At 57.3% G+C, this 26,502-nt stretch carries 20 protein-coding genes; 7 read left to right on the forward strand and 13 right to left on the reverse strand.

All coding sequences use genetic code 11. The annotated features are described in order from the left end of the window. Positions 1-41: 41 nt before the first annotated feature. Both F4V58_RS04670 and F4V58_RS04675 read right to left on the reverse strand, forming a co-directional pair. Complete coding sequence (locus F4V58_RS04670) at positions 42-311, reverse strand: HPr family phosphocarrier protein (RefSeq protein WP_075733779.1); 270 nt, start codon at positions 309-311, stop codon at positions 42-44. Positions 312-622: 311 nt separating this feature from the next. Next, positions 623-1,585 (reverse strand): 1-phosphofructokinase family hexose kinase, encoded by a 963-nt coding sequence (locus tag F4V58_RS04675; RefSeq protein ID WP_075733781.1) that lies wholly within the window; start codon positions 1,583-1,585, stop codon positions 623-625. 374 nt (positions 1,586-1,959) lie between these two features. Between F4V58_RS04675 and ptsP the strand changes: the two genes are divergently transcribed. After that, positions 1,960-3,666 carry a phosphoenolpyruvate--protein phosphotransferase gene (gene ptsP, locus F4V58_RS04680; protein ID WP_075733783.1) on the forward strand — a complete coding sequence of 569 codons (1,707 nt, stop codon included), beginning with the start codon at positions 1,960-1,962 and terminating at the stop codon, positions 3,664-3,666. Positions 3,667-3,771: 105 nt separating this feature from the next. Here the strand turns inward: ptsP and F4V58_RS04685 are convergent, their stop codons facing one another. Together F4V58_RS04685 and lexA are read right to left on the reverse strand one after the other, a co-directional pair. Beyond that, on the reverse strand, positions 3,772-4,554 hold the full coding sequence (locus tag F4V58_RS04685) for a DeoR/GlpR family DNA-binding transcription regulator (RefSeq protein WP_075733785.1): 783 nt from the start codon (positions 4,552-4,554) through the stop codon (positions 3,772-3,774). Between the two features lie 333 nt (positions 4,555-4,887). Beyond that, entirely contained in the window at positions 4,888-5,640 is a 753-nt protein-coding gene (lexA, locus tag F4V58_RS04690; RefSeq protein WP_075733787.1) for a transcriptional repressor LexA, read from the reverse strand. A 373-nt stretch (positions 5,641-6,013) separates the two neighbouring features. On the opposite strand from lexA, the gene F4V58_RS04695 reads away from it, so the two are divergent. After that, positions 6,014-6,499, forward strand: coding sequence for a hypothetical protein (locus tag F4V58_RS04695; protein ID WP_150385710.1), 486 nt, complete (start codon positions 6,014-6,016; stop codon positions 6,497-6,499). Between the two features lie 345 nt (positions 6,500-6,844). Then, the gene (nrdR, locus tag F4V58_RS04700) at positions 6,845-7,300 is read left to right on the forward strand and encodes a transcriptional regulator NrdR (RefSeq protein WP_075733791.1); all 456 of its coding nucleotides are present in this window, start codon (positions 6,845-6,847) and stop codon (positions 7,298-7,300) included. Between the two features lie 63 nt (positions 7,301-7,363). Here nrdR and hrpA read toward each other — a convergent pair whose 3' ends face one another. After that, the gene (hrpA, locus tag F4V58_RS04705; RefSeq protein ID WP_075733793.1) at positions 7,364-11,320 is read right to left on the reverse strand and encodes an ATP-dependent RNA helicase HrpA; all 3,957 of its coding nucleotides are present in this window, start codon (positions 11,318-11,320) and stop codon (positions 7,364-7,366) included. A 309-nt stretch (positions 11,321-11,629) separates the two neighbouring features. Between hrpA and F4V58_RS04710 the strand changes: the two genes are divergently transcribed. Further along, positions 11,630-12,628 carry a hypothetical protein gene (locus F4V58_RS04710; protein ID WP_075733795.1) on the forward strand — a complete coding sequence of 333 codons (999 nt, stop codon included), beginning with the start codon at positions 11,630-11,632 and terminating at the stop codon, positions 12,626-12,628. Between the two features lie 148 nt (positions 12,629-12,776). Here the strand turns inward: F4V58_RS04710 and F4V58_RS04715 are convergent, their stop codons facing one another. Then, positions 12,777-13,709 carry a hydrogen peroxide-inducible genes activator gene (locus tag F4V58_RS04715; RefSeq protein WP_075733797.1) on the reverse strand — a complete coding sequence of 311 codons (933 nt, stop codon included), beginning with the start codon at positions 13,707-13,709 and terminating at the stop codon, positions 12,777-12,779. 239 nt (positions 13,710-13,948) lie between these two features. Here F4V58_RS04715 and F4V58_RS04720 point away from each other — a divergent pair, with 239 nt between their 5' ends. Together F4V58_RS04720 and ahpD are read left to right on the forward strand one after the other, a co-directional pair. Further along, positions 13,949-14,542, forward strand: coding sequence for a peroxiredoxin (locus F4V58_RS04720; RefSeq protein ID WP_075733799.1), 594 nt, complete (start codon positions 13,949-13,951; stop codon positions 14,540-14,542). Between the two features lie 106 nt (positions 14,543-14,648). Then, positions 14,649-15,173 carry an alkylhydroperoxidase, AhpD family gene (gene ahpD / locus F4V58_RS04725; protein WP_075733801.1) on the forward strand — a complete coding sequence of 175 codons (525 nt, stop codon included), beginning with the start codon at positions 14,649-14,651 and terminating at the stop codon, positions 15,171-15,173. A 134-nt stretch (positions 15,174-15,307) separates the two neighbouring features. On the opposite strand, the gene F4V58_RS04730 is transcribed toward ahpD, so the two are convergent. The 3 genes from F4V58_RS04730 to F4V58_RS04740 all read right to left on the reverse strand — a co-directional run bounded on the left by F4V58_RS04730 (position 15,308) and on the right by F4V58_RS04740 (position 20,747). After that, complete coding sequence (locus F4V58_RS04730) at positions 15,308-16,909, reverse strand: dienelactone hydrolase family protein (RefSeq protein WP_075733803.1); 1,602 nt, start codon at positions 16,907-16,909, stop codon at positions 15,308-15,310. Between the two features lie 135 nt (positions 16,910-17,044). Continuing rightward, positions 17,045-19,597: a DEAD/DEAH box helicase gene (locus F4V58_RS04735; RefSeq protein ID WP_075733805.1), complete on the reverse strand. Its 2,553-nt coding sequence runs from the start codon at positions 19,595-19,597 to the stop codon at positions 17,045-17,047. A 25-nt stretch (positions 19,598-19,622) separates the two neighbouring features. Beyond that, on the reverse strand, positions 19,623-20,747 hold the full coding sequence (locus F4V58_RS04740; RefSeq protein ID WP_075733807.1) for a PAC2 family protein: 1,125 nt from the start codon (positions 20,745-20,747) through the stop codon (positions 19,623-19,625). 429 nt (positions 20,748-21,176) lie between these two features. Between F4V58_RS04740 and F4V58_RS04745 the strand changes: the two genes are divergently transcribed. Next, positions 21,177-22,424 (forward strand): DUF4192 domain-containing protein, encoded by a 1,248-nt coding sequence (locus F4V58_RS04745; RefSeq protein WP_075733809.1) that lies wholly within the window; start codon positions 21,177-21,179, stop codon positions 22,422-22,424. A gap of 51 nt (positions 22,425-22,475) precedes the next feature. On the opposite strand, the gene galE is transcribed toward F4V58_RS04745, so the two are convergent. The 4 genes from galE to dtd form a co-directional block, all read right to left on the reverse strand. Beyond that, positions 22,476-23,459: a UDP-glucose 4-epimerase GalE gene (gene galE, locus F4V58_RS04750; RefSeq protein WP_075733811.1), complete on the reverse strand. Its 984-nt coding sequence runs from the start codon at positions 23,457-23,459 to the stop codon at positions 22,476-22,478. A gap of 325 nt (positions 23,460-23,784) precedes the next feature. Beyond that, complete coding sequence (locus F4V58_RS04755) at positions 23,785-24,465, reverse strand: iron-dependent transcriptional repressor DtxR (protein WP_075733813.1); 681 nt, start codon at positions 24,463-24,465, stop codon at positions 23,785-23,787. A gap of 399 nt (positions 24,466-24,864) precedes the next feature. Beyond that, positions 24,865-25,875 carry a sigma-70 family RNA polymerase sigma factor gene (locus tag F4V58_RS04760; protein ID WP_075733815.1) on the reverse strand — a complete coding sequence of 337 codons (1,011 nt, stop codon included), beginning with the start codon at positions 25,873-25,875 and terminating at the stop codon, positions 24,865-24,867. 145 nt (positions 25,876-26,020) lie between these two features. After that, complete coding sequence (dtd, locus tag F4V58_RS04765) at positions 26,021-26,473, reverse strand: D-aminoacyl-tRNA deacylase (RefSeq protein WP_075733817.1); 453 nt, start codon at positions 26,471-26,473, stop codon at positions 26,021-26,023. Positions 26,474-26,502: the final 29 nt, after the last annotated feature.

Consider the following 26,502-nt stretch of genomic DNA (forward strand, 5'->3'; position numbering starts at 1 on the left):
GTTAGTACGGGGTTAGCCCACAACCAGGGGCCGTCTTGAGCTTAGGCGTCCAGGTCGGATTCGATCAGAGCCGCAATTTTCTCCACAGCTTCAGCGTTTTCGGAGGTAACGGTGACCTCATCGCCCTGCTCAGCACCAAGTGCCATGATCATGAGGGAAGAGGCTGCATCGGTTTCGTCGTCATCATCCTCATTTCCGGCCAGGGTGAGCAAAATGTCTTCGTCGTACTCACCGGCAGCATCTGCGATAACAGAGGCAGGACGAGCGTGGAGACCTACGGAAGAGCCAACTTTTACAGTTTTGGAAGCCATAATTTACAAGTTCCTTTCGTCTTTAAAAAAGACATGTGATGATTATTCTCCTCCATTGTACGCATCTGCAGCAGCAATCCCGTGAGAGGGGCGATTAAAAATCGGACACGCTTGCACGCCCGGTAACCCGCGACCGGTGTACAGCGAAAACGCCGGTACTTATTCCACTGAGTGGGATCTTCGCGTGGCGGTGCCTACCCCCATATGTGGAGTAGTGAAAGCTACTCCTGGTAGGGATGGTTTCTTCGACCGTTTAGGAGAGGGTGAAAAATTCCCCAGTCGGGGAGCACCGTACGCGCCCCTAAGCGTTCTTAGAGCTCAGTTACCTTAGTCCCTTCGAGGTCTATGTGCTCTGGGCGGGGCACCGAAGTACCCGGCAGTCCGGCGGCAGCGGTGCCGTAGGCCACCGCAGTTCGTAGGGACTCTAAGTAGTCTTTTCCCTGTTCGCGGGCAAGAATGAACCCGGCCAGAGCGCTATCGCCGGCACCCACAGTTGACCTAATCTCGATTTCCGGGGGCTTAGCAACCCACGCGCCGGTGTGGGTTACCAAAATAGCTCCGGCCGCGCCCAGGGTGACCAAAACCTCGCTGATACCCCAAGCATTAACATTTCTAGCTGCCCGGGCAACCTCGCGGTAATCTCCATATCTGGCAAGCTCTTCCAGATAGTCGCCGTCCTCACCAACCAATTGCCCAAGCTCCATGCCGTTGGGCTTAATGAGATCTGGCATAGCGCGGTCAAGTGTCCTGTAGAGGGCCTTGAGATTTTTATCCGAAGTATCGAGTGCGACCTTTGCGCGCGGGTTAGCTGCGTGGACCACTTGGATAAGGGTCGCGTACCAGGCTTCATCAACGCCTCCGGGAAGAGAGCCCGCCAGGACCACGTAGTCAGCGGTGCGTGACGCCTGAGACAGTTGATCGATAATCGCTTGCTGATCTTCTGCAGACAAAACCGGACCAGGCCCGTTGGCTTTCGTGGTGAAGCCATCCGGATCAGTCAGCGTGGTGTTTGTCCTCACAGCGGCGCCCATAGGGACGTTGACGAAGGGAAAATCGGATTGACGGGCTAACTGAATGAAAGGGTCTGTGTCCGCCGCCGGGAAGATTGCTACAGTCTCAGACCCCGCAGCGTGGATCGCGTGAGAGACATTAACCCCTTTTCCTCCGGCTACGCGGGTGACGTCGATAGCGCGGTTAACGCTGCCAACTTTCAGCGAGCTGTCGAGCCTTAAAGTAGCGTCGATGCTTGGGCTAGGTGTCAATGTGACAATCATCGGTGAATTGCGACCTCTCGATATTTTTCTTCCGTGTTTCAACCTGCCAATTTCAAGGAAAGCGGGGCCATTAATAATGCTCCTCGTATCCTCGCTGGAAGTATCAGCACCAAACATATTCTGAAAAGACTGACGCAGCTGGTAGGCAACACGTAAGCTTTAGGATACCAGTGTAAAGATCTTGATTTTCGTCAGGCACTACAGCGCCTACTGCGAATCGCTGACATTTGGGCAATGACTTTGAAAGTTAGGGTTCGCAGGATAAGGTTTCGCCGAGTTTGGTGACTCGAGAATCTTCTCGCTGCTCTCGTTGCGGTACAAGCCGTCTTAGGAGCAAGCTGGTGTTAACTACGTCTATTTTAGGGAGCCATTTCATGGACAATTTCACTACTTCTACGGGAGCGGGAAAGACTGTAATTGGTACCGGAGTTGTCTCCGGTGTTGCATACGCGGAAGCTGTATGGATTAGACCACGCCCGGAACTGCCAAGTAGCGGCCAAGGCGTGAGCCCTGACCAACAGGTCGCAGAGTTCGAGCGCTTTCAAGAAGCCGCCTCTAACGTCTCCGGACGTCTGGAAACCCGGGCCGCTGGCGCTGAAGGTAACGCCGCTGAGGTTCTCAACGCTACCGCAGGTATGGTCAAGGACCGCGGCTGGCATAAAGCCGTGAAGAAGAACATCAACTCCGGTCAAAATGCTGAATTTGCCGTAGTCGGCGCAACCGACAAGTTCGTTGCCATGTTCGAAGCCGCAGGAGGCTTGATGGCTGAGCGCACCACGGACCTCAAAGACGTCCGCGACCGTGTCATCGCGGAACTTCGTGGCGAGCCAGAGCCAGGGCTTCCGAACGTGAAGGGTGAAGCAGTTCTGTTCGCTGATGACTTAGCGCCGGCTGATACCGCGACCTTAGACCGCACCCGCATCAAAGCACTGGTCACCGAACTTGGCGGCCCTACCTCCCACACGGCGATTATTGCCCGCCAGCTGGACATCCCGTGCATCGTTGCGGCGGGTTCCTCTCTGCGCGACATCGAATCTGGTACCAAGGTGTTCGTCGATGGAGCATTGGGAACCGTGTCTACCGATATCGAGGAGACCGTCGCACGCGAGAAAATCGAAGAATATGCCATGATCGCCGAGCGCATCGCCCAATGGCGCGGACCCGCGCAGACCAAGGACGGTAAAAAAGTTCAGTTGCTAGCTAACGTGGCTGACGGCAACGCCGCCCGCATTGCAGCCGACACAGAGGCGGACGGAATTGGCCTCTATCGTACGGAGATGTCGTTCCTTTCCGCGACGGAAGAGCCAACCATCGAAGAGCAGGCGAAAATCTACGGGCGCGTATTCTCCGCCTTCCCGTCCTCGAAGGTAGTCATCCGCACCTTGGATGCCGGCTCTGATAAGCCCATCTCCTATGCAAACATGGAGCACGAGGACAACCCCGCCCTTGGCGTGCGTGGCCTGCGTATTGCCCGGGACAACGAGGCTTTGCTCACCCGCCAGCTCGACGCTATCGCGCAGGCAGCGGAAAACCGTGAAGACGACGCTCCCACCTGGGTTATGGCACCAATGGTGGCCACTACCACTGAAGCCCGTTGGTTTGCCAACCTATGCCGCGAGCGCAACCTAACGGCTGGTGCCATGATTGAGGTACCAGCAGCTGCTCTCATGGCGGACATGATTATGCCGGAGCTGGACTTCGTATCCATTGGCACCAATGACTTGACGCAGTACACCATGGCGGCTGATCGTCTGTCCTCACAACTGGCCTACCTGACCGACCCTTGGCAGCCAGCAGTTCTGCGGCTTGTAAAGCACACCTGTGAAGTAGGTATTCGCCATAACGTTCCTGTTGGTGTCTGCGGTGAAGCAGCAGCTGATCCAGCGCTGGCCGCGGTTCTTGTAGGCCTAGGCGTTACCTCCCTGTCTTGCGCCTCCACGGCCATCGCAGGTGTCGGTTCCCAGCTTTCCCTGGTTACCGAAGAGCAGTGCCAGCAGCTAGCGGAGATTGCGGTAAAGAGCGTGGGTGCCAACGCGGCACGGGAAGCAGTGCGTGACTACTTAGCACAACTCGACCAGTAGAGGTTTTCGCGCAGACGTGAATAAGCTGCCTAAACCGAATCTTCGGTTTTAGGCAGCTTTTGTCTGTAGCAGCTTCGATTAAGGGATGTCGCGTGGAGACCTGTCCTAGCGTTTAGCCACTACAACGTCAATGTCGCGGTCGCGGATTTGTTGCAAGATTGTCTCAGGGGCGTCGTTGTCAGTAATGACTACGTCAATGTCATCCAGGGAGGCAAAGCTCACCAGATAATCGGTGCCCAGTTTCGTTGAGTCGCACAGCACGACCACTTTGTGCGCGTGATTAACGAATGCCGATTTGATGGCCGCTTCTTGGGAATCCGCTGTGGATAAACCGTGGTCCAAAGTCAATGCGTTAGTACCAATGAATGCCACGTCCGCGCGCATGAGAGCCATGGTCCGCAATGCGGTGTCACCAACAACAGCTTGGGTGATAGCGCGTACGGTTCCACCCAACAGCTGTACGTCCGGGACGCCGTTGCTAGCCAGTGACAGCGCAATTGGCAAGCTGTTTGAGACGATGGATAGGTGAGGGGCTATGGGGGAGGACCCAATGAGGTCCGCCAGAGCGTTGATGGTGGTTCCCGCGTCGAGGAAGATCGAGCCGCCACCAGCCGGTAAAAACTCCAGCGCCGCAGTTGCGATTGCTGATTTGGCGTTAGACGCGGACCGCGAGCGCGCGTCCAAAGTGAACTCGGCAGTCTGGAATGACTGGGAAGCCACCGCACCACCATGGACGCGGTGAACCACGCCATCCTTATCCAAGACTGCAAGATCTCTGCGGATGGTCTCAGCGGTGACGTTGAACCGCTCAGACAGCTCGGTGACATTGACGCGTCCTTCGACAGCGGTCAAAGAAGCTATCTGGCGACGGCGTTCTTCTGCGTACATTGGGCCTCTTCTTGGTGGTGGTCTAAATAGTCTTAGCTACGAGCGAGCTGGAAGATCCGGGTCGGGGATCGCACAGTTGTGAACGTTGTTGTCCCCAACCAAAAGCATAAGCCCGTTCGGGCGAGTTCAAAGCTATTCCAACATAAATCTAGGCAGACATTACCGCAGATTTCGGGCGATTCGGAAAACTCCCTGGTTGAACGCGCGGAATTAAAAGAGTGCCTGTAGAAAAAATTGAAAAAAGAACCGCCAAATACCCAAAAAAGGGGGTAGTACACGGTGTGTGCCTATGCCCCTATAGGGTTGGAAGCTTCAATTCGGACCTATTTTTACCTACAGTTTGCGGAAAACTGAGACTACTTTGCCCATAATCTTGGCGTCGTTTCCGTTAATGGGTTCAAAGTCGTCATTGTGGGGAAGTAGCCAAACCCCGGAACTGTCACGGTGGAGTTCCTTAACGGTGGCCTCATCTCCATTGAGAAGGGCGGCAACAAAGTCTCCTTCTTCGGCGGTGTCCTGGGAATGGATGATGACCCAGTCACCGTCGAGGATGCCAGCGTCCTTCATTGATTCTCCGACAACTTGAAGCATATACAGTTCTCCGGAGCCAACCACATCTACGGGCATTGGGAAGAACGTATCAATGTTTTCTTCGGCCGTGATGGGGGAGCCTGCTGCGATTTGGCCAACTACCGGAATGTAGCTTACTGCGGAAGATTCCGCTGAGGAGTCAAGCCTGGGGTCAAAGCCTGCGGCGGAGTCAGACTCTTTGCTGCCGGAATTCTTCCGGCTAGCCTTTGAAGTGGACCGCTTACCAGTTCCGGTGTCGTCGTTGAAGCTTCGTACGTCCACAGCGCGAGGTTTATTGGGGTCGCGCCGCAGGAAGCCCTTCTCTTCCAACTGCTTGAGCTGGTAGGCAACCGAGGATGTTGACTGTAGGCCCGCGGCGTCACCGATTTCCCGAATGCTGGGTGGGTATCCCCGCAACATCACGGCATCAGTAATGACGTCAAGAATGCGCCGTTGGCGTTCGCTGAGAGAAGACTTATCCGGCTTGCCAGTGGTCTTCTTGGACTTGTTCGACATAAAGGGGACTCCAGTCGTGTTGCAGATGACAAGAAGAAGCTCAAGACCTTCGGGCTAGTTAGCCATGAGGAAAGCTTCCGTCTTGAAACCTAGGTTGAAAGGGCGGAAATATATAAACGACCAATATTTGGGCCGATATTTAAAATCACTGAAGCTGGCGGCCACAGCTGATTCAAGATTGGTAAATGGTGTCTACATTCTATTTCTACCACGTTAGGCACTTATGTTCGAGCATTTAAGGAAAAATTTGCACAAAGTTTCGAAAGCGTGCTATAAATCGAACGTAGATACTAATTCGAACAAGTGGACGAATCCGGGGATGTTTGTCTAGGCGCTGGCCTAGTATGGCCCGTGGTTCGAAAGGAAAATGATGATGACAATTTCAACAAAGCAAGTAGACCGGCATTTCAGGGGTGCAATTGCCCACCCCACCATCGTTGCCCCTGCGGCTGTGTGGGATCCCCGTTCTCCTCATGGTTCCCTCGGAATTTCCGGTACATCCCGGGTCTCTCCTCGCGAGAGCACCACGGTTCGAACACTTGAGATAGAACACACTGGTCAATACGGGGGAGTTCAACTGGAAACCATCGGGCCCTTTTCCGGTATTTCCAGTGTGCTCAAATCTCAGATGGGCTTTGGGAAAGCGCAACCCTTGCAGGCGGCGGGCTTTATGGCAGGTGCAGGCGAGGAGATCCACGGCGGTGAGGGAGGCTTTGGTGCCGTTGTCCTTGGAGGGATCTTCGGGATAGTAGTACTTCTTGGCGCGTTCTTGGGAACGTCCGCTGAACCCCAGGACTACCACGGGACGCACCTTCCCGCCGAAACCATCCAAAGCACAACGCTAACGGCGGCTCGTTAGACGGACGTAACCGCAGCTCGTTCGCACTCCCAGCTGGAACGGGGCCTTGGCCCTAGACCCGGAACGGGATTTAATCTTCGAATCGGAACGAGTTTTGGCCCGAGAGCCTAGAAACGGGCGGTAGCTGCAAACACTTGGTAAACATCGTTAGTCATCTTCCACGGCAAGCCATGCAGCAGGGCATCTCCTATTTTGGCGAGGTGCCCTTTTGTCGTCTAGTTGTCAGAACTGGCAGAACTGTCAGAACTGGCAGAACCGGCAGAACCGGCAGTGCTGATCCTTCGGAACCTAGCGCCGGCGGTGCTACCTTTAGGAGATAGGCGTTTGCACGGAAGGAATTAAAAGATGTACTGCCCGTTTTGTCACAACGAACAATCCCGCGTCATTGACTCCAGGATGGTGGATGCGGGCTCGGCCATCAGACGACGCCGGGAATGTGTTGCCTGCAGGGGCAGGTTTACCACCGTGGAAAAAGCCGTACTTCTGGTGGTAAAGCGCAACGGGATCACCGAGCCATTCAGCCGGGAAAAGCTCATTCGCGGCGTGCGTCGCGCGTGCCAAGGACGTGATGTTCCTGATGACGCTTTGAAGCGATTGGCTCAGGAAGTAGAAGAAACCGTTCGCGGACACGGAAGCTCCCAGGTCAATGCCAACGCCATCGGCCTGGCCATCCTGGACCCGCTGCGCGAGCTTGATGAGGTCGCGTACCTTCGGTTCGCCTCCGTGTACAAGTCCTTCGAGAGCGCAGATGACTTTGAGTCAGAAATCCGCCTCATGCGCAGGCGCGACCGCGACAACTAGAATTTGACAGCTGTCGCGGACCTCCTGTCTGGTACGGCGTGTGGGCGGGCACACTTGCTGCTGTCAGCGGAGTTTGTCAACCGCCTTTTGGACCCGCCGCAAAGAGATGGGACGTGCTGTGCCCAACCGTTGGGCAAAAAGGGAGACCCGGAGTTCCTCAATCATCCACTTAATTTCCTTTGCCTCCTTGGTTTTCTCGCGGCCGGCCGGTAGATTGCGGAGTTTGTTGGTCAAATAGGCGTGGGCCTCGTGAACCTCATCCTGGCGGTCCGCGTCTTTGTCCGGGTCAATGGCCATTTCCTCCAAGCGGATATTGATCGCCTGGATATAGCGGGGAAGGTGCTGGAGATGGATGAGCCCATGAATGGTGACGGCATTTTTGGGCAACAAGAAGTCCAATTGGTGCCGCATATCGTCGATGGCGGGGCCCTCCCACTTAGCCAGCTCCGACTTGGCGTTGGCAAATTCCACCATGGCGGGTGCTAGAGCCACCACCGTACGCCGTACACGGGAGGCAACCTCGGGTTTTACTGCGGCTAAGAGCCGGGCAAATTCCTCCGGATCCCGCACCGGCCCGCCTTTTTCCATCATCAGGTCGCGAATGGCGGCCACCCTGGCATCATCCACCAACCCTTGCGCACCACCGTGGGGGTAGTTGTCAATGGCAACGCGCTGTTGCAAAGGAAGTCCCTTGACCATGGGGCCGGGCTGAACGGTGATTTCCCGGAGCAACAAGGTCAAGGTGGTGGTAAGCATGGCGGCGTCGGCCGCGGCTTTGGTGGGGTGGACTTTAAGCTCAACGCCCTCCGGGGTTGCCACTAAGGCGGGGTAGGCGACCACCTCGTGTCCGTCAACGACGGTGGCCACGGTCTCTTCGACCTTCCCCAGGTTATCGGGAGTCCACTTCTTCACCGCCTTGGATTCCGCCTTGCGGCCCACCCGGGAAACAGATGCCTTGATATGACCCGCCTGGCGTTGCACCAAGGCCGCCAGATCGCGGTCAGAGTCAATGATCTTTCCCCGCTTATCAACGGCGGCGTAGTTCATCTTCAGGTGCTCAGGAAGTTGCGATGGCCGGAAGTCGGACGCGTTGATGCCCTGGGCGCCTAGCTCCCGGAGGACATCAGCAAGCTGTTGTTTCAATGGTGATTCATAGGCAATGAGCTTGGGCAGTGCGCGCTCCGCGAAATCCGGGGCCGGCACCACGGTACGCCGGATGGCTTTAGGCAAAGTGCGAATCAGTTCCGTCACCAACTCCAGGCGCATGCCAGGCACCAACCAGTCAAAGCTCTCAGTATCCATGCCCGCCAAAAGGGGCACCGGAATGAGAATGGTGACGCCATCCATAGGCGTGCCCGGTTCAAAGTGGTACTCCAGGTCGTAGTCAATGGAGCCCTTCAGCCAGCGGTCGGGGAACGCCTCCTCCGTGACATCGTGATCGTCTTCAATAAGGGCGTTGGGATCAAAGTTGAGGAGCTCAGGATTTTCCTGCCGGGCTTTTTTCCACCACGAGTCAAAGTGGCGCCCGGTGGTGATCTTTTGGGGCAAGCGGGAGTCGTAGAACTCAAACAGCGTGTCTTCATCGGCAATGATGCCGCGCCGGCGCGCCTTGTCCTCAACTCCGGAGGCGTCGTCAAGGGCTTGCGCATTGTGCTGAAGGAATTTGTGGTGGGCGTTCCACTCTCCCTCAATGAGCGCCTCGCGGATAAACATGTCCCGGGCGGCAACGGGATCCACCCGGTGGTAGGGGACAGTTCTGTCAGCAACAATCGGTACCCCGTAGAGCGTAGAGCGCTGGGTGGCCACGGCAGCTGCCCGCTTGCGTGACCAGGTGGGCTCTGAGTAATTATGGCGCAACAGGTTTGCGCCCAGCTTTTCTACCCAGGCCGGATCAATCGCTGCTACGTCGCGTGCCCAGAGCCGCGAAGTCTCCACCAGCTCCGCAGCCATGAGGAATTCTGGTGGCTTCTTGGCCAGTGCGGAGCCCGGGAATACCAGGAAACGGGTGTTGCGCGCGCCAATAAACTCCTTGGAATTGCCCTCCCGGGCACCAATGTTGGACAGTAGTCCGGAAAGTAGGGCCTGGTGAATATCATCTGGCCGGCGCTCAGTTACCACATTGTCTTTGGTAGACCACCCCATTTGACGGGTAACGTCCCTGAGCTGGCGTACCAGGTCAAACCACTCGCGGATACGCATGTAGTGGAGGTATTCGGCCTTCATCTTCTTCCTGAAGGCGTTGCCGGATTGCTCATCGCGGGACTGGGAAACGTAATCCCAGAGTTTGAGCATGCCAAGGAAATCGGAGGTCTTGTCCTTGAAACGGGCATGCGCTTGGTCTGCTTGGGCCTGCTTTTCCAGCGGGCGTTCGCGCACATCCTGGATGGTCATGGCGGCCACGATTACTATGACATCATCCAGGCTGCCGGTGAAGTTTCCCTCCACCAACATGCGGGCCATGCGGGGATCCACAGGGATTTTGGCCAGGTCGCGGCCAATAGCGGACAGTACCGGAAGCCCGTCTTTCTCTGCGCTATCAGACCGCAGCGCACCCAACTCGTGGAGCAGCAGCAGCCCGTCGCGGATAGCCTTGTTATCTGGAGGTTGCACGAAGGGGAATTCAGCAATATCGCCCAAGCGCAAGGAAATCATCTGCAAGATGACGCTGGCTAGGTTGGTGCGCAAAATCTCCGGATCTGTGAATTCCGGGCGGGATAGGAAATCTTCTTCCGAGTACAGCCTGATGGCTATGCCGTCAGCAACGCGGCCGGAGCGCCCGGACCGCTGGTTGGCGCTGGCCTGAGAAATCGGCTCAATGGGCAGCCGCTGGACCTTGGTGCGGGTGGAATACCGCGAAATGCGGGCCGTGCCCATATCCACCACGTAGTGGATTCCCGGCACGGTTAGGGAGGTTTCTGCGATGTTTGTGGCCAGGACAATCCGCCGGCCCGAGTGAGGAGAAAAAACTCGGTGCTGTTCTTGGTTAGAAAGTCTGCCGAACAAAGGGGTGACCTCCACGCCACGCCACTTCTTGGCGTCGATAGCTTCCATGGCGTCGCGGATATCGCGTTCGCCGGCAAAGAAGCACAGGATGTCTCCGGGGCCTTCAGTCATCAGCTCTTCGATGGCCGCTACCAGCCCGTCCATGGGGTCTTGGTCTACTACCTTCCCGTTGACCTCGAACTCCAGCGGCCGGTAGCGAATTTCCACGGGATAGGTGCGGCCGGAAACCTCTACGATGGGGGCCGGTTTACCCTTAGAATCCGCAAAGTGCGCGGCGAATTTCTCCGGGTCGATGGTCGCGGAGGTGATGATGACCTTAAGGTCCGGACGCTTAGGCAGAAGTTGCTTGAGATATCCCAAGAGGAAGTCAATGTTTAGTGAACGCTCGTGGGCCTCGTCGATGATGATGGTGTCGTAGGCGTTGAGGAACCTATCGCGCTGCATTTCCGCCAGCAAGATGCCGTCGGTCATAAGTTTCACAGCGGTGGTGGGGGAAACCCGGTCATCAAAACGGATGGCGTAACCCACGGTCTGGCCAATCTTTTGTCCCAGCTCATCCGCAATGCGTTCAGCGACGGTGCGGGCTGCCAAACGGCGCGGCTGGGTGTGCCCAATAAATCCCCGGCGCCCGCGGCCTAGTTCCAGACAAATCTTGGGGATTTGGGTGGTCTTGCCGGACCCGGTCTCACCGGCAATGATAACCACCTGGTTATCGCGGATGGCAGCAGCGATATCGTCCTTGCGCGCGCTAACCGGCAGTGTCTCCGGGTAGGTGATGTCCGGAATCGCGGCAGAAATTTTTTCGACGCGGCGCTGGGCGGCGTCCATGTCTTGTGCAATAGCCAAGCGCGCAGCAGCCGAGCGAGCCTTGCGCAGCCGCCTGTGGAAACCACGGGCGTCGGCAAGTGAGACTTGCTCTAGCCGGGCGTGAAGGGCGTCGCGGGAGGGGGCGGTGCGTTCGGGTTGCGATGTCTGTCGTTGTGGGCGCTGGGATGCCTGTGGGGGAGTGTTAGTCATAATCGAACGATCAGTCTACCCCGACTACGGGGCGCAGGTCACTTACCGGCCGGCCCGCTCTCCACGGTTGCTGACGTTAGGGGCCACGGTTGCTGACGTTAGGGGCCACGGTTGCTTACGTTAGGGGCCACGGTTGCTTACGTTAAGGTCCACCGGGAGCGCAATCTTGGGCACCGGCTTACAGCCACCCGCTTTAAAGGTCTGGGCACTGTGGAAAAGCCGCGAACTGAGTAGAATTAGTAGGGTAGGAAGAAACTGTTTGCTGTAGAAGACTCTCATGGGCAAACCGAATTTTCTTGAGGAGGAAAAATGACCACCCCAAATAATCCCACCAATCCGTGGGACTCAGACGGCAATGATGACGGACTTAACCCCTATGGCCCTACGAATCACCCGGAGGATTCCCCGAACTTTGGATCGACTCCCAACCCGGGCTACGCCGGGTATGCGAACTACGCTGACCAGGGCCAGGGTGCGTACGGCCAGCCCAACGGCAGTGGCTTTTACTCCGGAGGGGTGCCACCGCGGAACAAAGGTCAGGTGAGTTGGAACGACGCCGTGAGCTATGGTCTAAAGGCGGTTGCCTCTAACGCCAAGCTCTGGTTGGTCATTGGCTTCGTGCTTTCCCTCATCTTCATTGCGCCCTCCGTGGTTGCTATTTTGACCGTGGGCTTTGACTCCGCAGCAGACTTTGAAAACGGAGCCCTTTACGACAACGGTTATTCTGCGATGAACTTTGATGACTTCATCGCGCCGCTGGTGAGTTTCTTGATCTCCCCCATCCTCATGCGTCTAGCGCTTCACCAGGTAGATGACCAAAGCACGGGCTGGGGTCATCTGGGCAAGGATCTCCATTACTTTCCAGCGTTGGTAGTCCAGTTCCTCAGCACGCTGGTTACCGGCCTACTGGCCGCCGTGCTCATCGTCCCGGTGGTGGTGATCTCCGCGAGCCTCATGGATGCCGAAAGCTCTTCTGGTTCCGATGTACTAATCTTCATCGCCGTAATCCTCGCATTGGCCGGGCTGTTGGTATTGCTGGCGCTTTTGATCACGCCGCTAGTTTCCTACATGCAGTGGTTTGCTGCCTCTGGTCAGGCCGGCATTGGAGACTCCATCAAAGCCGGTTTCAAGGTCGGTAAGAAACATTACGGGCAGTTGTTGCTGTTTAGCCTCGTGATGGGGCTTTGTTCTTTTGCCATGGTGTTGTTCACGGCGGGTCTGGGCTTGATATATCTTCTGCCCTTTTCGCAACTGGCCACCGCACATATGTTCCGGCAGATTGCCGGTGCGCAGCAGGTTAACTACTAGATGGTCCAACGTAGCTTCTTGCTCATCTCCTAGTTGATCCAGGCCCCCGCTGGCGGCGCTTGAGTGTATTTCAGCAGCCTGCTTGCTAGCGGGGGCCTTGGCGTGCTGCCAGTGCACGGCCCTGCCTTGTTCCGCCCAGGTTGGTGGGCTAGGAGATGGCCTTCGTGAAAGCTAGACGCACCAGCTCGCCAAGTTGGGAAAATTCAGTTTCCCTGGCCGCAGAAGCCCGATAGACCAGGCCCACCTGGCGGCTGGCGGTGACCTCCGGTACAAAGCCGCCCACCACCAGGTTGGGGTTATGGAGCTCAGTTTTCAACGCGGACTCCGGAATGAGGGTGGTCCCCATCCCGGCTACGACCAGTTGGATGATGGTGGTCAGCGAGCTTGCCCTAGTCACGGAGCTGGTGGCCTTAGAAGGGCTGATGTGCGCGCTGCGGCATAGGTCAACGATCTGGTCGCGGAGGCAGTGGCCGTCATCAAGAAGAAGCAACTCCATTTCCTCGATATCACCTAGAGTGAGGTCCTCACGGCCTGCCAGAGGGTGTTGTGAGGTGGTGACCGTTTTGAATTTCTCCTCATAGAGAGGGATTTCGGTCAGGCCGGCGGTATCGGAAGGAAGCGCCATCACAGCAACGTCTAGGGTTCCTTCGCGGAGCTTTTTCAACAAGGAAGCGGTTTGGTCCTCGGTGATCCTAGGCTCAAGTTCGGGGAATTCCTCCAGGCTGGATTGTAGGAGGTGGGGCAGGATATAGGGGGCAATGGTGGGGATTATCCCGATAGATAGTGGTCCCGCCAGGGTGCCCTGGGAGCCGTGAGCGTGGGTGAGGAATAGATCGGCAGCGTCAAGAGTGGCTTTGGCGTAGGGCAGCAACGCCTCTCCAGCGGTGGTGACAATGACCTTCCGCGTGGAGCGTTCGATGAGCTGAACGTTGAGCCCCCGCTCTAGTGCGGCGAGCGCCTGGGACAGCGAGGGCTGGGAGATTTCAAGTTTGGTGGCGGCTGTCCCGAAGTGCTTGTTTTCCGCAATCGTAACGAAGGTCCGCAGTTGGGCCAGGGTTGGACGGTACTCTTTATTGCGCATACCTATTACTTTACCACGGGTTTATAAGGTTACCTATTGTCAAGTTGGAGGTTGTTTGGCATAATAGGGGGCAGTGGTCAGCCGGTGAAAAGCCCGGTGGCCAAAAGCGGAACCGTCCGCAGTACAAAACCTACTCTAGATATCTGCACTAGTCGCACCTAGGTTGTGGTGTAGCGCTCTATCTACCGAGTAGTAGTCAATAGCCCAGACCCAAACACTATGTAAGGAGAAAAACTTTTATGCCAATCTTGACCGTCGGTGAAAAGTTCCCAGAATTCAACCTGACCGCGCTTAAGGGCGGAGACCTCCACGGGGTCAACGCCAACGCTCCTGAAGACTACTTCGAGGAGGTGTCCCTGGAGAAGTACGAAGGCAAGTGGAAGGTCGTATTCTTCTACCCCAAGGACTTCACCTTCGTGTGCCCCACGGAAATTGCTGCCTTTGGCAAGTTGAACGAGGAATTTGAGGACCGCGACACCCAGGTGCTGGGCGGCTCCACTGACAATGAGTTCGCGCACTTCAACTGGCGCGCCACCCACCCAGAACTGAAGGAAGTTCCCTTCCCTATGTTTGCCGATGTGCGCCACGACCTCATCCGCGCCCTAGGCGTAGAAAACTCCGGCGGCGTAGCTGACCGCGCGACCTTCATTATTGACCCAGATGGCGTCATCCAGTTCGTCTCCGTTACCCCGGACGCTGTTGGCCGCAATGTTGATGAAGTCCTGCGTGTGCTTGACGCCCTGCAGTCTGAAGAGGTGTGTGCTTGCAACTGGCAGGCCAATGACCCAACCAAGAACATTGACAAGCTTGAGGTAGTGAAGTCCCAGCTCTAAGCCCTGGGACGTGAGCCCCAGCTTGCGTATGCCCCGTCTTAACCGGCGGGGCACATCTTTCCACCCGCCTGAAAATAACCTATATAAAATGAAAAGGATGTTGTAAATGTCTATCGAAAACCTGAAATCCGCCCTCCCGGCCTACGCTAAGGACCAAAAACTCAACCTGAGTTCCTTGCTGCGCTCCACCGAGCTCAACGAAGAGCAGCTGTGGGGCAGCGTTGTTACCGCCGCCGCTGCCACCCGCAACGACACCGTCCTCTCCGAGGTCATGGAGGATGCCAAGCAGCACCTTTCGGAAGAAGCCATCGAGGCCGCCTTGGGCGCTGCCACCGTCATGGCCATGAACAATGTTGCCTACCGCGCAAAGAGCTGGTTGGGCGATGATTTCGCCCAGGTCAAGTTCGGACTACGCATGAACTTCATTGCTAAGCCCGGGGTGGATAAGGTCAACTTTGAGCTCTGGAGCATTGTTGCCGCCGCCATCAACGGTTGCGAGCACTGCCTTACCGCCCACGTTGGGGTCCTCAAGGAAGAGGGAATGACCAAAGAACAGATTTGGGAAGGCCTCAAGATTAGCGGCGTCATCCAGGCGATTGCCCAGGCTATCCAGGCCGAAGCCGCCCGTTAAGCAAGAGGGGACTAAGACGCATCTCATTAATGGAGCCCGTCCTCCCATCACCCGCTCAGGCGGGAAAGGTGGGAGGACGGGCTTTTGGGCTACCGTGGCGCACGTCCGTAGCACCAGCTGCCACCACTAGAGCGCTAGAAAAGTTCTACCGCCCGCAGGTCGATGGAGCCCTGTCCGGTGAGTTCCACGCTGGTGATGGTCTTTCCTTCGGCCTCCGGTGGGAGGGGCAGGCGGAGGGTTTCAATCCAGTATTCGCCGTTGTTGTTTTTCGCCTGGCGGTCCCGGAGGGCCTGGTTTCCCGCAGGAACGGCAACGGCTATCCTCTCACCGCCGTCGGTCACCAGTGTGAGGTCCAAGGCGGTGTCCTTCTTGTCTTTCCTGCTGCCGGAGGGCATCACATGAACTATTACCGATTGGGCATCCTCCGCGGTCACTGGGACGCTAACCGGGGTATCGCTGAGTTCGAACCGTGCCACTAAGGAACTAGAGTGCACCATTCCCAGTTTGGCAAGCTCACAGCGGTCCGGGTATTCCATGGGGTTCATCAGCGGGTAGTTGCGGCAGTAGGTGACCTCTGCACCCTCTAGCTTGGGGCCGGTGGCCGTAGCCACCCAGCGGCGCGCGGTCTTATCACCGGTGTTGGGGGTTACGGCGAACACGCGGGCATCCAACCCGCCCACCGTGTCCGGGAGTTCGCCCCCGGCGCTCATGGGGAAGGGGCCTTCGGCTTGGCGGATGGTTTGGTCAAACCAGGAGACGACGGCTGTGCTCAAGAACTTCTGGTGATCCTCCGCCGTGGCTTCTTGCACCGTCCTGTCGTCAAACTCCTTTTCAGACAGCGTGGTGTTGATGAAATTGTGGCCTAGGCCCGGAACTATGACGCTGAACGCAGGGGCAGTCCTGTCCAGAGCCACGTATTCAGGCAGCCAGGATGCGCCCGCACGGTCAACATCTTGGTCTGCCTCGCCGTCAATAACCAGCAACGGAACGTCGGGCGGTGCCGGTGCAAACTCATCCTCATCAGTTTCGGGGAGGGCGTAAAATCCGCCGTACGAGACCAGGCTAACCCCCGGCCAAGCCTTTGCGGCGTCATTGGCCACAATGGCGGAGCGGGAATGCATGAACAAGCCGGTGTGCTCAAGATCAATATTGCCCTTTAGGGCTTTACCCATCAAGGTGGTTTTGCCTTCATTCGCATCGGCTAGCGTTCGGCGAATTTTGTCCATTGTGGCCATCCAAGCCTTTGTTTGATCATAAGGCTTGTCCAGCTCATCAGGGGCCCACAGCGGGCCCAGGTCTGGGACCACCACGGTATAACCGGCCTGGCCTAGCGTCTTAGCCAGATAGGCCATGCCTTTGTCCAGGCGGACTTCTTTGGCGTCTTTGGCACAAGGGTAGGCGAAGGTTTCGTCCGAGCAGTTAAAAGAGCGCAGATGGCTGATGATGATAAGTGGGCTATTGGATTTCCCGCTAGTGGTAATGGTGCCTCGGACGGGGAGCACCGTGTCACCTTCCACCGTGATATCTTCCAAGGAGAACTCCCGGGTATCCACGTTGGTGGCTTTAGCCTCGGTAGCCGTGGCGGTTGAGCCCTTTTCTGACGCGGGCGCGGAGGAGGTGGCGGGCTGCGCGCTGGTGGAATCTGTGTTATTCAAGTCCCCACTGTCAGGCGCGGTGCAGGCCGTCAGTAAGGTGGCAGCGCAAAGCGCGGAGGCGGCGGCATGTAAGGGTTTCAAATCTCAACATTCCTTTTCGCTAGAAGGGCGGACGGGAAAAGCTACACCTCCATTGTTGCACTTTTGTCACAGCTGTTACAGGCTTTAGCTAAGGCGCGTCACATTACGGCGTCAACCTGGTGTGAGCCCACCTAGCTAATGGACCACTTCCAAACTTGCCAGCCGCACCTCACCGGCGGCATCGGAGGCGTCTAAGTCCACCGTGCCCACAAACTGGAAGGCGTTGTCTGACTCCGGGTCCTTGATAATCTGGCGCACCTGCCACACGCGTTGGTCTTGGTCAGCCACGCGGAAATATTCCGGCCCCCGGGCGTCCGGCCCGGAGTCTATGTCCGCGTATTCATCAAAGTAGTCATCCAACGCGGCACCGAAGTCCGGGACCTCATCTAAGTAATCCAGCATTTCTTCCAGGCGGTCTTCTTTTTCCAACGCAAACAGCTGCACCAGGCGGAAGAAGTAGTTGCGCACCATGATGGTAAACGCGCGCCGGTTGGCGGTCAGCGCAGTGGGGTCCTCGGTACCAAAAGCCAGCTCGCGTTCCAAGTCCTCCTGGGAGATGGGCTTGTCCTCCCCAGCCATCTCCGCCCACTCGTCCACCAGGGAGGAGTCCACCTGGCGGATAAGTTCACCCAGCCATTCCACAATGTCAGCGAGCTCTTCAGTGAAATACTCCTCCGGCACGGATTGTTTCAGCGTGCGCCAGGCGTCGGTGAGGTAGCGCAGCACCACGCCCTCAGAACGCGCCAGGCCGTAGGTGGCAATGAGATCACTAAACGTCATGGCGTTTTCTAGCATGTCGCGTACTACGGATTTAGGGCTAAGCTCAAACTCTTTAACCCAGGCGTTGGACTCCGCGAAGACGTCATAGCTTTGCTCCAGCAGCTCCTCCAACGGCTTGGGCCAGGTGATGTCTTCCACGATTGCCATGCGGTCGGTGAAATCCACGCCCTCGGCCTTCAGCGCGGCAATCTCTTCACCGCGGCGCTGCCTTTGCTGGGCAATGAGCACCTGGCGGGGATCATCCAAGATGGACTCGAACACGGAGATGATGTCATAGGTATACGTGGGGGACTCCGGATCCAGGACAGTTAGTGCTGCCAGCGCGAACGGGGCCAGCGGCTGGTTGAGAGCAAAGTCCCGGGGCATCTCCCGCACCACGTGATAGGGGCGGCCGTAAATATCGTGGCCCTTGGTGGCTTTTTGGACCACGCCGGTACGCACCAGCCCGCGGAAAAGATCCAGCGCGGTAAGGATGTCCTGGTTTTGCTTAGTGCGGGTGTCATGATTGCTACGCAGCAGGTTCTTCATGTGCTGGTAGGTGTCCCCATGCCGGGCTAGGACGTTGAGCAACATGGAGTTAGAGACCTTAAATTGGGAGGTCAGCTGCTCCGGCTCGGCGTCAATGAGGCGCAGGTAGGTCTTCTCCGACCACGTGACCTCCCCGTCGCGCGCGGATTTCTTCTTCAGCTTCTTCAGTTTGGCGGGATCCCCACTTGCGCGTTGGCGGGCCTTGGCGTTTTCAATCTCATGCTCTGGGGCTTCCACCACCACGGTGCCTTCCGTGTCATAGCCCGCGCGCCCGGCGCGCCCGGCAATCTGGTGGAACTCACGCGACTTGAGGATCCGCTGGCGCTGGCCGTCGAACTTGGCCAGGCCGGTCATCAGTACGGTGCGGATGGGCACGTTGATACCCACGCCCAGGGTGTCCGTGCCGCAAATAACCTTGAGCAAGCCCTTTTGCGCCAGGCGCTCCACCAGGCGGCGGTACTTGGGCAGCATGCCCGCATGATGCACGCCGATGCCCCTTCGCACCAGCTTGGACAAATCCTTACCGAAGGCAGTGGTAAACCGGAAGTTGGCCAGCTCCGCGGCAATGGCTTCCTTTTCTTCCGGGGTGATGATTTTCGCGAGGGAGGTCAGCGCCTGGGCGCGTTCAGCGGCCTCGCGCTGGGAGAAGTGCACAATGTAGACAGGGGCCTTCTTAGAAGCCAGCAGCTCCTCGATGGTCTCGTGGACAGCTTTGAAGGTGTAGGAAAAATCCAGCGGGACCGGGCGTGTGCTGCCGGCCACCAGAGTAGTCTCCCGTCCCGTGCGCTCGGTTAAGTCCTTTTCCAACCACTTGGTATCACCTAGGGTGGCGGACATGAGCAGGAACTGCGCTTTGGGCAACTCCAGCAGTGGCACCTGCCAGGCCCAACCGCGATCAGGTTCGGAATAGTAGTGGAACTCATCCATCACCACTTGGTCGATGTTGGCCTGCGCGCCGTCGCGCAGAGCGATATTGGCCACAATCTCTGCGGTGGCGGCGATGATGGGGGCCTGGCCGTTGACGGTGGCATCGCCAGTCATCATGCCTACGTTTTCCGCACCGAAGATTTCACACAGCGCGAAGAACTTCTCACTCACCAGCGCCTTGATGGGCGCGGTGTAGAAGCTGCGCTGGCCGCGGGCTAGCGCGATGAAGTGCGCGGCGTTGGCCACCATGGACTTGCCGGAGCCGGTGGGCGTAGCCAGGATAACGTTGTCGCTAGCCAGCACGGCTAGAGAGGCTTCCTCCTGCGCCGGGTAGAGGCTTATCCCGCGGTCAGTGATCCAGGACATGAAAGTGTCCCAGATGACCTCATCACGGATGGGCTCTGGGACTTCTTCTAGCTCAGGCAGGCGTTGGGACAGGTTATCGGTATTCACGCCTTACTATCTTAGCGACTCCGCGCTACTGGCCGGGGGTGTTGCCGCCGCCTGCCCCGTTTTCATCAGGGCTATCTACATCCGGGCCCGTAGAGTCCGTAGTTTCCTCGATAACGGATTCTTCTTGGTCATTGAGGTCCTGGTTTAAAAGCAGTTCCTTCCAGGAGTCCTCATTGCCTAGGGCGTCCAAGAATTTTTCAAATTCCTCAGAAATCTCTTCACCGCTGGGGACCGTGGGCTCACCGGGCAAGATTGCCTGCGGGTTTTCGTTGCGGTAACGCTCTACGTAGGAGTCGTACTGCTCCTCCAGCTGGGCTACTACTCCCTGGATTTCCTCCGAATCCATGACCTGTTCCTCCAGTTGCTCCGCCACCTTTTCAATGTCACTGGCTATGGACTTGAGAGGAAGATCCAGCCCCACCACTTTGGACACGGAGTCCAGCAGGCTATAGATGGCCTGCGGGTAGGGAGAAGATGCCAGATAGTGAGGCACGTGGGCGGTGTAACCCGCCACGTTGCGTCCCTGCTTGGCCAGCTCTTTTTCGATAAACAGCTGCGCGGAGCCCGGCACCATCATGGATTGGTCGAACCGGAACATGCGGTCAACCAGTTTCTTGGAGTTTCCATGAGCTGAGACCACCAGGGGACGGGTATGCGGTGAAGGGGTAGGGGCGGCGTAGACCATGATGGTGTCCTCCACGTTGAACTTCTTCACCAGGTCGGTCACCGCGCGGCTAAAGCCCTGCCAGCGTAAGTCTGGTTCCGGACCGGACAGCAAGAGGAAGGGTTTGCCGGAGACATCCCACACCGCACGCATATCAAGGTCGAGGTTTTCAATCTCAATGGGATTATCACCGCTGACCGTGGTGGCCGGCCGGCGGGAACGGTAGTCAATGAGTTCATCCGCGTCAAAGGTGGCAACCAACCGGTTGTTTAGTGCTGCTTTAAGGTGGTCAGCACTAGCCTCAATCGCCTGGCCGGCGTCAGCGTAGCCATGCAAAGCCACGATCAAAGTAGGCCCTTTGTCCTGGGGCGCGCCCTCAGCATTTATGGCCGGCGCCGGGTACTCCAATTCGTACATGCCGCGGTCAGCGTGTGCGCGCTCGTTGCGGTCACCGGAGTCCTGGTTGCCAATAGCGTGGTCGTGCATGTGAATCCTCCTTCAAAGCCCTCACTCAGCAGTAGGTCTGCGCACAGTAAAATCAAAATCTACTGGACTCGTGCCCATTGCCGTTGTGAAGTGCAACGGAAACTATACCCGGGTTATTCCCACCTGTGGTGGGCGCTAGCCAGAGCTAGAATTTTGGTTGCTAGGTCAAACCCTCATTCTACCTGTGTTCCCTTACTTTGGGGTAGTTAAAGTGACGGTTGTTGACGGAAGGCAACTCCGGCTAAGGAAGCGCAGAAGAAACGCAGGGGGCAAGCGGGTGCCCCCATTTTTACCACCAGCAACTCGTTCTGTGGATAACTTCTCTCAGCGGGGCCAATTTTTTAGGTGAAAATAGCCAGGCGGCCGCAGTTATCCACAGGTGGCCGGCGGGGGGTTTTCAAGGCCTCAGTTTCCGGCCATTGTGGGGATATGAAAAACAATAAAGATAAATCAGATAAACACTCACACTCCACACATGAACCGCAGCAAGACCCACAGGCCCGTAAAGGCAACCCCCCGGCAGAACCTGCGCGGGAGGCCGTAATGGCACCCAAAGGTGCCACGCCCGGCTACTTGATATCCAACGTTCCCGGGGCATTGGGATTTTTCCCCCTGGAGTCCCTCGTAGTGATGGGCTTCGAGCAAAACGGCAGTCTTCTTGAGTTAGGCCCCGTAGCTAGGCTGGACCTAGACAACGTCAAACGGCAGTGCGATGAGGCATTTAGCGCGGTGGAATCCTACAGCGACGTCATATTCGCCTTCGTGGTCTCTTACCGGCCGTTGAAAGAACTGGATTGGATTGCAGACTTCCTCTTCGAATATTCCTCAGCTACCGATCGCGGCTTTGACGCCTGCTGGCACACCCCGGAAATCAGCCTGGGACAGCCTTATGAACTCTGGTTCGGACCGGAATACGGTGACAAGGAACCCATGCCGCGCTGGGCGGAGGGTAAAATCCCCACCATCACTGACGCCGCGTCGATGACTAACTGGATTGGCCAGGGGAAGTTGCCGGAAATTACTCGTGATGACGGGATTAGGCAGCTAAACAAACGCAACCCCTTCATCACCGCCGCAAATGCTAGGGCAATGACGGTGCAGGCCACGAAGAAGTCCCGGGCGATAGTGGACGCCCAAATCAGGCTAGCCACCGGAAAGGCCACGGGCCTAAAACCCAACTCGGTGGTGTGCGTTAAAGCAGAACAGATCCGCGAGACGGCCCTGCGCCTCATCACAGAGTGCGAAGGGTTGGACCTAGACCACGTCTACGCAAAGCAAGAGGCTCTGCTGGAATTGGGGAGCTGGCTGGCCACCGCCACGCTGCGCGATGTAGTCCTGGGGGTGCTTATCGAGCACCCGGCGACGGCCGAAGTTCTGATGCTAGCCACGATGCACACCTATTCTGGGACCATCCGAATCAACGCCCTGGTTATCTACGCGGCGGTCTGCATAGTCCAAGACATGGCCATGGTGGGAGGCTTAGCGCTATCAGTTGCCACCACTGAGGACCCCACCCACCGGTTGGCTAGCCTGGTCAACCAGGCTTACCGCGCCGGGCTGCACAGCCGTTTGGTGGACAACCTAACAAAGGGTTCAGAGTTAGCGGTGCAAAATTGGAAAACGCACCCTAGGGCCTCTGCGCGCACGCGGCCCTCCCGTGGTGAAACCGCCGCGTAGCCGGGCGCTACTTTGGCCGGCCAACGCTAACTGCATCCGGGGTAGGGGCAACTAACGCTTCGCGGAGTGAGCCTGGTCTCCTAGTTCTCGCGTGAACTCCCAAGCGTCTCTAACAATGGTCTCCAGCTTAGTCCGCTTGGGGTTCCACCCCAGTTCGCGTTTGATTTTGTCCGAGGAGGCAATGAGAACAGCTGGGTCCCCAGCGCGCCGGGGTGCTAATTCCGCCGGGATATCGTGGCCGGTGACATTTCTACACATATCGATGACCTGCTTGACGGAAAAGCCATCCCCGGACCCCAGATTGTAAATGCGGTGGATTCCGGGCTGGTTGGTTTCCAGCGCTAGGAGGTGGGCCTCTGCCAAGTCCCGGACGTGAATGTAATCGCGCACCGCGGTGCCGTCAGCAGTCGCGTAGTCGTCGCCAAAGATGAAGATTTTGTCCCTGTGACCCAACGCAACCTGGAGAACCAGTGGAATCAGGTGGGTTTCAACTTCCCGGTTTTCGCCAATATCCCCGTAGGCACCGGCCACGTTGAAGTAACGCAAGGAGGTAGCTCCCAGGCCGTAGGCGTGCGCATAGGAGGTGATGGCGTAGTCGATAGAGAGTTTGGTGGCACCGTAGGGGTTGGTGGGGGAGGTGGGCATATCCTCGACAATGGGCACGGTGTGGGGCTCACCGTAGGTAGCGGCGGTCGAGGAAAATACCAGGTTACTGACGCCGTTGTCCCGCATGGCATCTAGTAGTCCTAAAGTTGCCACCAGGTTCTTTTGCCAGTACTGCGCGGGCTTTTCTACAGACTCTCCAACTAGCGACTGCGCCGCGAAGTGGATGACCCCATCAAACCCGCCCTCGGATAGAACTCCGGCGGCCTTGTCTTCCAGGTTGCCTTCCACCAGCCGCGCCCTCTTAGGAACTGCGTTGCGGTTGCCGGTGCTGAAATTATCGATGATGGTGACATCATGTCCTTGTTCTACCAGCACGGCAGCGCAGACGCTACCTACATATCCGGCGCCGCCGGTGACTAAAAGTTTCATGGGTCTAGCCTTATCCTTCATAAGTCGGTCTTCTCGCCAGCCGCGCAACCGCCCGGGCTGTATTCCACCTTATGATTGTACGCAATCTTGATCCAGAGGTTTCCCGGAGCTGTTGCCGGGTTGTCGGCCGGGTTGTCGGCGGGTTGGCCTGACAGTTATTCCGACGGCCGGGAGCTTCTGCGCCCGCGAAGGTCCGCTGGGTTGTGGGTTGCGGATTGTTAGCGAAGTTGTGGAATGCGTGCGAAAGGCAAAATCCCGCATCCGGCCCCTGGCGGGAGCTGGATGCGGGATTTGCAGGCTGTGCGGAGCCGAAGTTTTTCTACGCCTAGGTGCGGGCCACGCGGATAGCGTGGGCCAGCTCGTCTGCTAATTCAACAGTGGCACCGGTTTCGGTCGTGAATGTGACCTCGCCATTGTTATTTACAACTGTGATGTGTTTGTTGACGCCAATTCCAGCCTTGGTTAGTTCGCGGAAGTGGTCTGCATCCACCTGGAGGACCTCGTTAATTTGCACGATGGTGCCGGAGACTTCCTCACCATCTGGCAGATCAATTACCCGGATTCCGCTGTCCAACTTGGGTTGCTTCATGCCCAACTCATCAAGGGCAGGGATGGGGTTGCCAAAGGGGGAGCGGGAGGGGTGGTCCAGAAGCTCCACTACGCGGCGTTCCACCTCCTCGCTCATCACGTGTTCCCACCGACAAGCCTCGTCGTGCACGCGGTCGAGTTCCATGCCCAAGATGTTCACGAGCAGAAGTTCCGCGAGGCGGTGCTTGCGCATGACCGAAGTTGCCAGCTCCCGGCCCCTCTGGGTGAGGTCTAGGCTGCGGTCGCTGCGAACGTGTAGCAGACCGTCGCGTTCCATACGGGCCACCGTCTGGGAGACGGTGGGTCCCGATTGCTCCAGGCGCTCAGCAATGCGAGCACGGAGAGGGGTAATGCCCTCCTCTTCCAATTCGTAGATAGTCCGCAGGTACATTTCTGTGGTGTCAACGAGGTCGCGCATATAAGTGGCCTTTCTGGAGAGATTGCCTGAACAATGGCAGCCTCAAAAATTTCTTTGAATTCGGTGTCGCACTAGCGGTGTCACACTATCGCGTGCAAAGGGGTTCTCATTCCAATGACCGACTCCTTCAGGGTGCAAGTGACGGCCGTTGAGTGTGAAACCTTTAATCCCCGACCATTTTAGCGCAGATTTTCGGTGCTGTGGCGTACGTCCCCGGCAAAAGTTGTAAAACCTTAGCCTTACCTAACATGAATCAGTGGTCGGGGGCTAGCATTTTTCCCAGCCGGGACGGGGTAAGACGCGTGGAAACAAGATCGGTCCGAGCCCGTTGGGGCGGACCCGGACCGGCTTAACGGCCATCACTAGTACGCCCGGATGGTTCCCAATCCGCAGCGACGGTTATAACGCGTAGTCGCGCAAACGGTTGGCCCGGTTACCGTCACGTAGCTTGGCCATGACTTCGCGTTCAATCTGGCGGACCCGCTCACGGGAGAGCCCAAACTGGCGGCCAATCTGGTCGAGCGTACGGGGGACGCCGTCATCTAGGCCGTAGCGCAGGCGGATGACGTCCTGCTCGCGATCTTCCAAAGTCTGAATGACATCCCGGATATCCGAATGGCGCATGGCGGCTACCACAGCGGATTCTGCGTCTGTGGCTTCAGCGTCCTCGATGAAGTCCCCCAGTGGAGCCTCCTCATCCGCGCCAACAGGCATGTCCAAGGAAACTGGATCGCGGGACTGGCGGAGGAGCATCTCTATTTTGGACTCCTCAATCCCGGATTCCTCCGACAGCTCCTCGTTGGTTGCCTCACGGCCCAGGGACTGGTACATCTCCCGTTTAATGCGGGAAAGTTTGTTGACCTGCTCTACCAGGTGGACCGGGAGGCGGATGGTGCGCGATTGATCAGCCATTCCACGGGTGATAGCTTGGCGGATCCACCACGTGGCATAAGTGGAGAATTTAAAGCCCTTGGAGTAATCGAATTTCTCCATCGCACGAATGAGACCGAGGTTCCCCTCCTGGATGAGATCCAGCAAAGGCATCCCGCGGCCGGTATAGCGCTTGGCCAGAGAGACGACTAACCGCAGGTTTGCCTCCAAAAGGTGGGAGCGTGCCTTCTTGCCGTCCCGGGCTAAAATCTTTAGGTCACGCTTTTCCGCACGGGTTAACTTGGCGGCGTTTTTTAACTTGTATTCGGCATAGAGTCCCACCTCAATACGCTGAGCGAGCTCTACCTCATCTTCGGCGCTGAGGAGCGCGGTTTTTCCAATTCCGTTGAGATAAACACGTACTAAATCGGCAGAAGGATTGTCATTGGTTTGGTTTCGGCGGGATCCACGGTCTACCTGATCTTCGTCAGGGAACACGGAACTTCCCGCGGACTTCGACGCAGCGGATGATGTAGTCACTTCTAGGCCTCCTGAAGCGGTTGTGCCGGAAACCGGCGTCGCGAATTGCTATCTACAAAGTCCAACGCCCCGGGGACGGAGCAGGTTCCCGATTGCCATCACCAGTGGCCGACTCCGCCCCCTTTAAGGGGGAGTCAAGTAAAGCCTAGGTTTCGACGAGGACGGTGAAAGGTCCTTCATTTACGGAGCTAACCTGCATCATCGCGCCAAATCGGCCATGTTGGACTTCTATACCGGAACTTTGTAATAATTTCGATAGTTTCTCGATTATCGGTTGGGCGACCTCGCCAGAGGCGGCGTCCGACCAGGACGGCCGGCGGCCCTTGGCAGTGCGCCCGTAAAGCGTGAACTGGCTGACTAAAAGAACCGGCGCTTGGGCGTCGGAGATGCTTAGCTCCCCGTCTAAGATGCGGAGATTGGCTATTTTATCGGCCATCTTGGCTATCTTCTTCTCACACTCGGCTGGGTCTAAGGCATCTTCATGCGCGACACCAACGAGAGCCAGGAGGCCGCCGGTTTTCGGGCAATCGATGGAACCGACCACCTCACCGTCAACGGTGACACTGGCCGTGGAAACCCGCGTGAGAACAGCGCGCATACTTAACTCCTTACGTGCTCTTGTAGATG

Source organism: Corynebacterium phocae, assembly GCF_008693075.1.
Classification (GTDB): Bacteria; Actinomycetota; Actinomycetes; order Mycobacteriales; family Mycobacteriaceae; genus Corynebacterium; species Corynebacterium phocae.

Bases quoted from the DNA above. Each gene is read 5' to 3' on its own strand.
- ptsP (WP_075733783.1), top strand. From the start codon at position 1,960: ATGGACAATTTCACTACTTCTACGGGAGCGGGAAAGACTGTAATTGGT.
- F4V58_RS04715 (WP_075733797.1), bottom strand. From the start codon at position 13,709: ATGCGCAATAAAGAGTACCGTCCAACCCTGGCCCAACTGCGGACCTTC.
- dtd (WP_075733817.1), bottom strand. From the start codon at position 26,473: ATGCGCGCTGTTCTCACGCGGGTTTCCACGGCCAGTGTCACCGTTGAC.
- nrdR (WP_075733791.1), top strand. From the start codon at position 6,845: ATGTACTGCCCGTTTTGTCACAACGAACAATCCCGCGTCATTGACTCC.
- F4V58_RS04745 (WP_075733809.1), top strand. From the start codon at position 21,177: ATGAAAAACAATAAAGATAAATCAGATAAACACTCACACTCCACACAT.
- F4V58_RS04670 (WP_075733779.1), bottom strand. From the start codon at position 311: ATGGCTTCCAAAACTGTAAAAGTTGGCTCTTCCGTAGGTCTCCACGCT.
- F4V58_RS04695 (WP_150385710.1), top strand. From the start codon at position 6,014: ATGACAATTTCAACAAAGCAAGTAGACCGGCATTTCAGGGGTGCAATT.
- galE (WP_075733811.1), bottom strand. From the start codon at position 23,459: ATGAAACTTTTAGTCACCGGCGGCGCCGGATATGTAGGTAGCGTCTGC.
- F4V58_RS04710 (WP_075733795.1), top strand. From the start codon at position 11,630: ATGACCACCCCAAATAATCCCACCAATCCGTGGGACTCAGACGGCAAT.
- lexA (WP_075733787.1), bottom strand. From the start codon at position 5,640: ATGTCGAACAAGTCCAAGAAGACCACTGGCAAGCCGGATAAGTCTTCT.
- F4V58_RS04740 (WP_075733807.1), bottom strand. From the start codon at position 20,747: ATGCACGACCACGCTATTGGCAACCAGGACTCCGGTGACCGCAACGAG.
- hrpA (WP_075733793.1), bottom strand. From the start codon at position 11,320: ATGACTAACACTCCCCCACAGGCATCCCAGCGCCCACAACGACAGACA.
- F4V58_RS04675 (WP_075733781.1), bottom strand. From the start codon at position 1,585: ATGATTGTCACATTGACACCTAGCCCAAGCATCGACGCTACTTTAAGG.
- F4V58_RS04720 (WP_075733799.1), top strand. From the start codon at position 13,949: ATGCCAATCTTGACCGTCGGTGAAAAGTTCCCAGAATTCAACCTGACC.
- ahpD (WP_075733801.1), top strand. From the start codon at position 14,649: ATGTCTATCGAAAACCTGAAATCCGCCCTCCCGGCCTACGCTAAGGAC.
- F4V58_RS04685 (WP_075733785.1), bottom strand. From the start codon at position 4,554: ATGTACGCAGAAGAACGCCGTCGCCAGATAGCTTCTTTGACCGCTGTC.
- F4V58_RS04755 (WP_075733813.1), bottom strand. From the start codon at position 24,465: ATGCGCGACCTCGTTGACACCACAGAAATGTACCTGCGGACTATCTAC.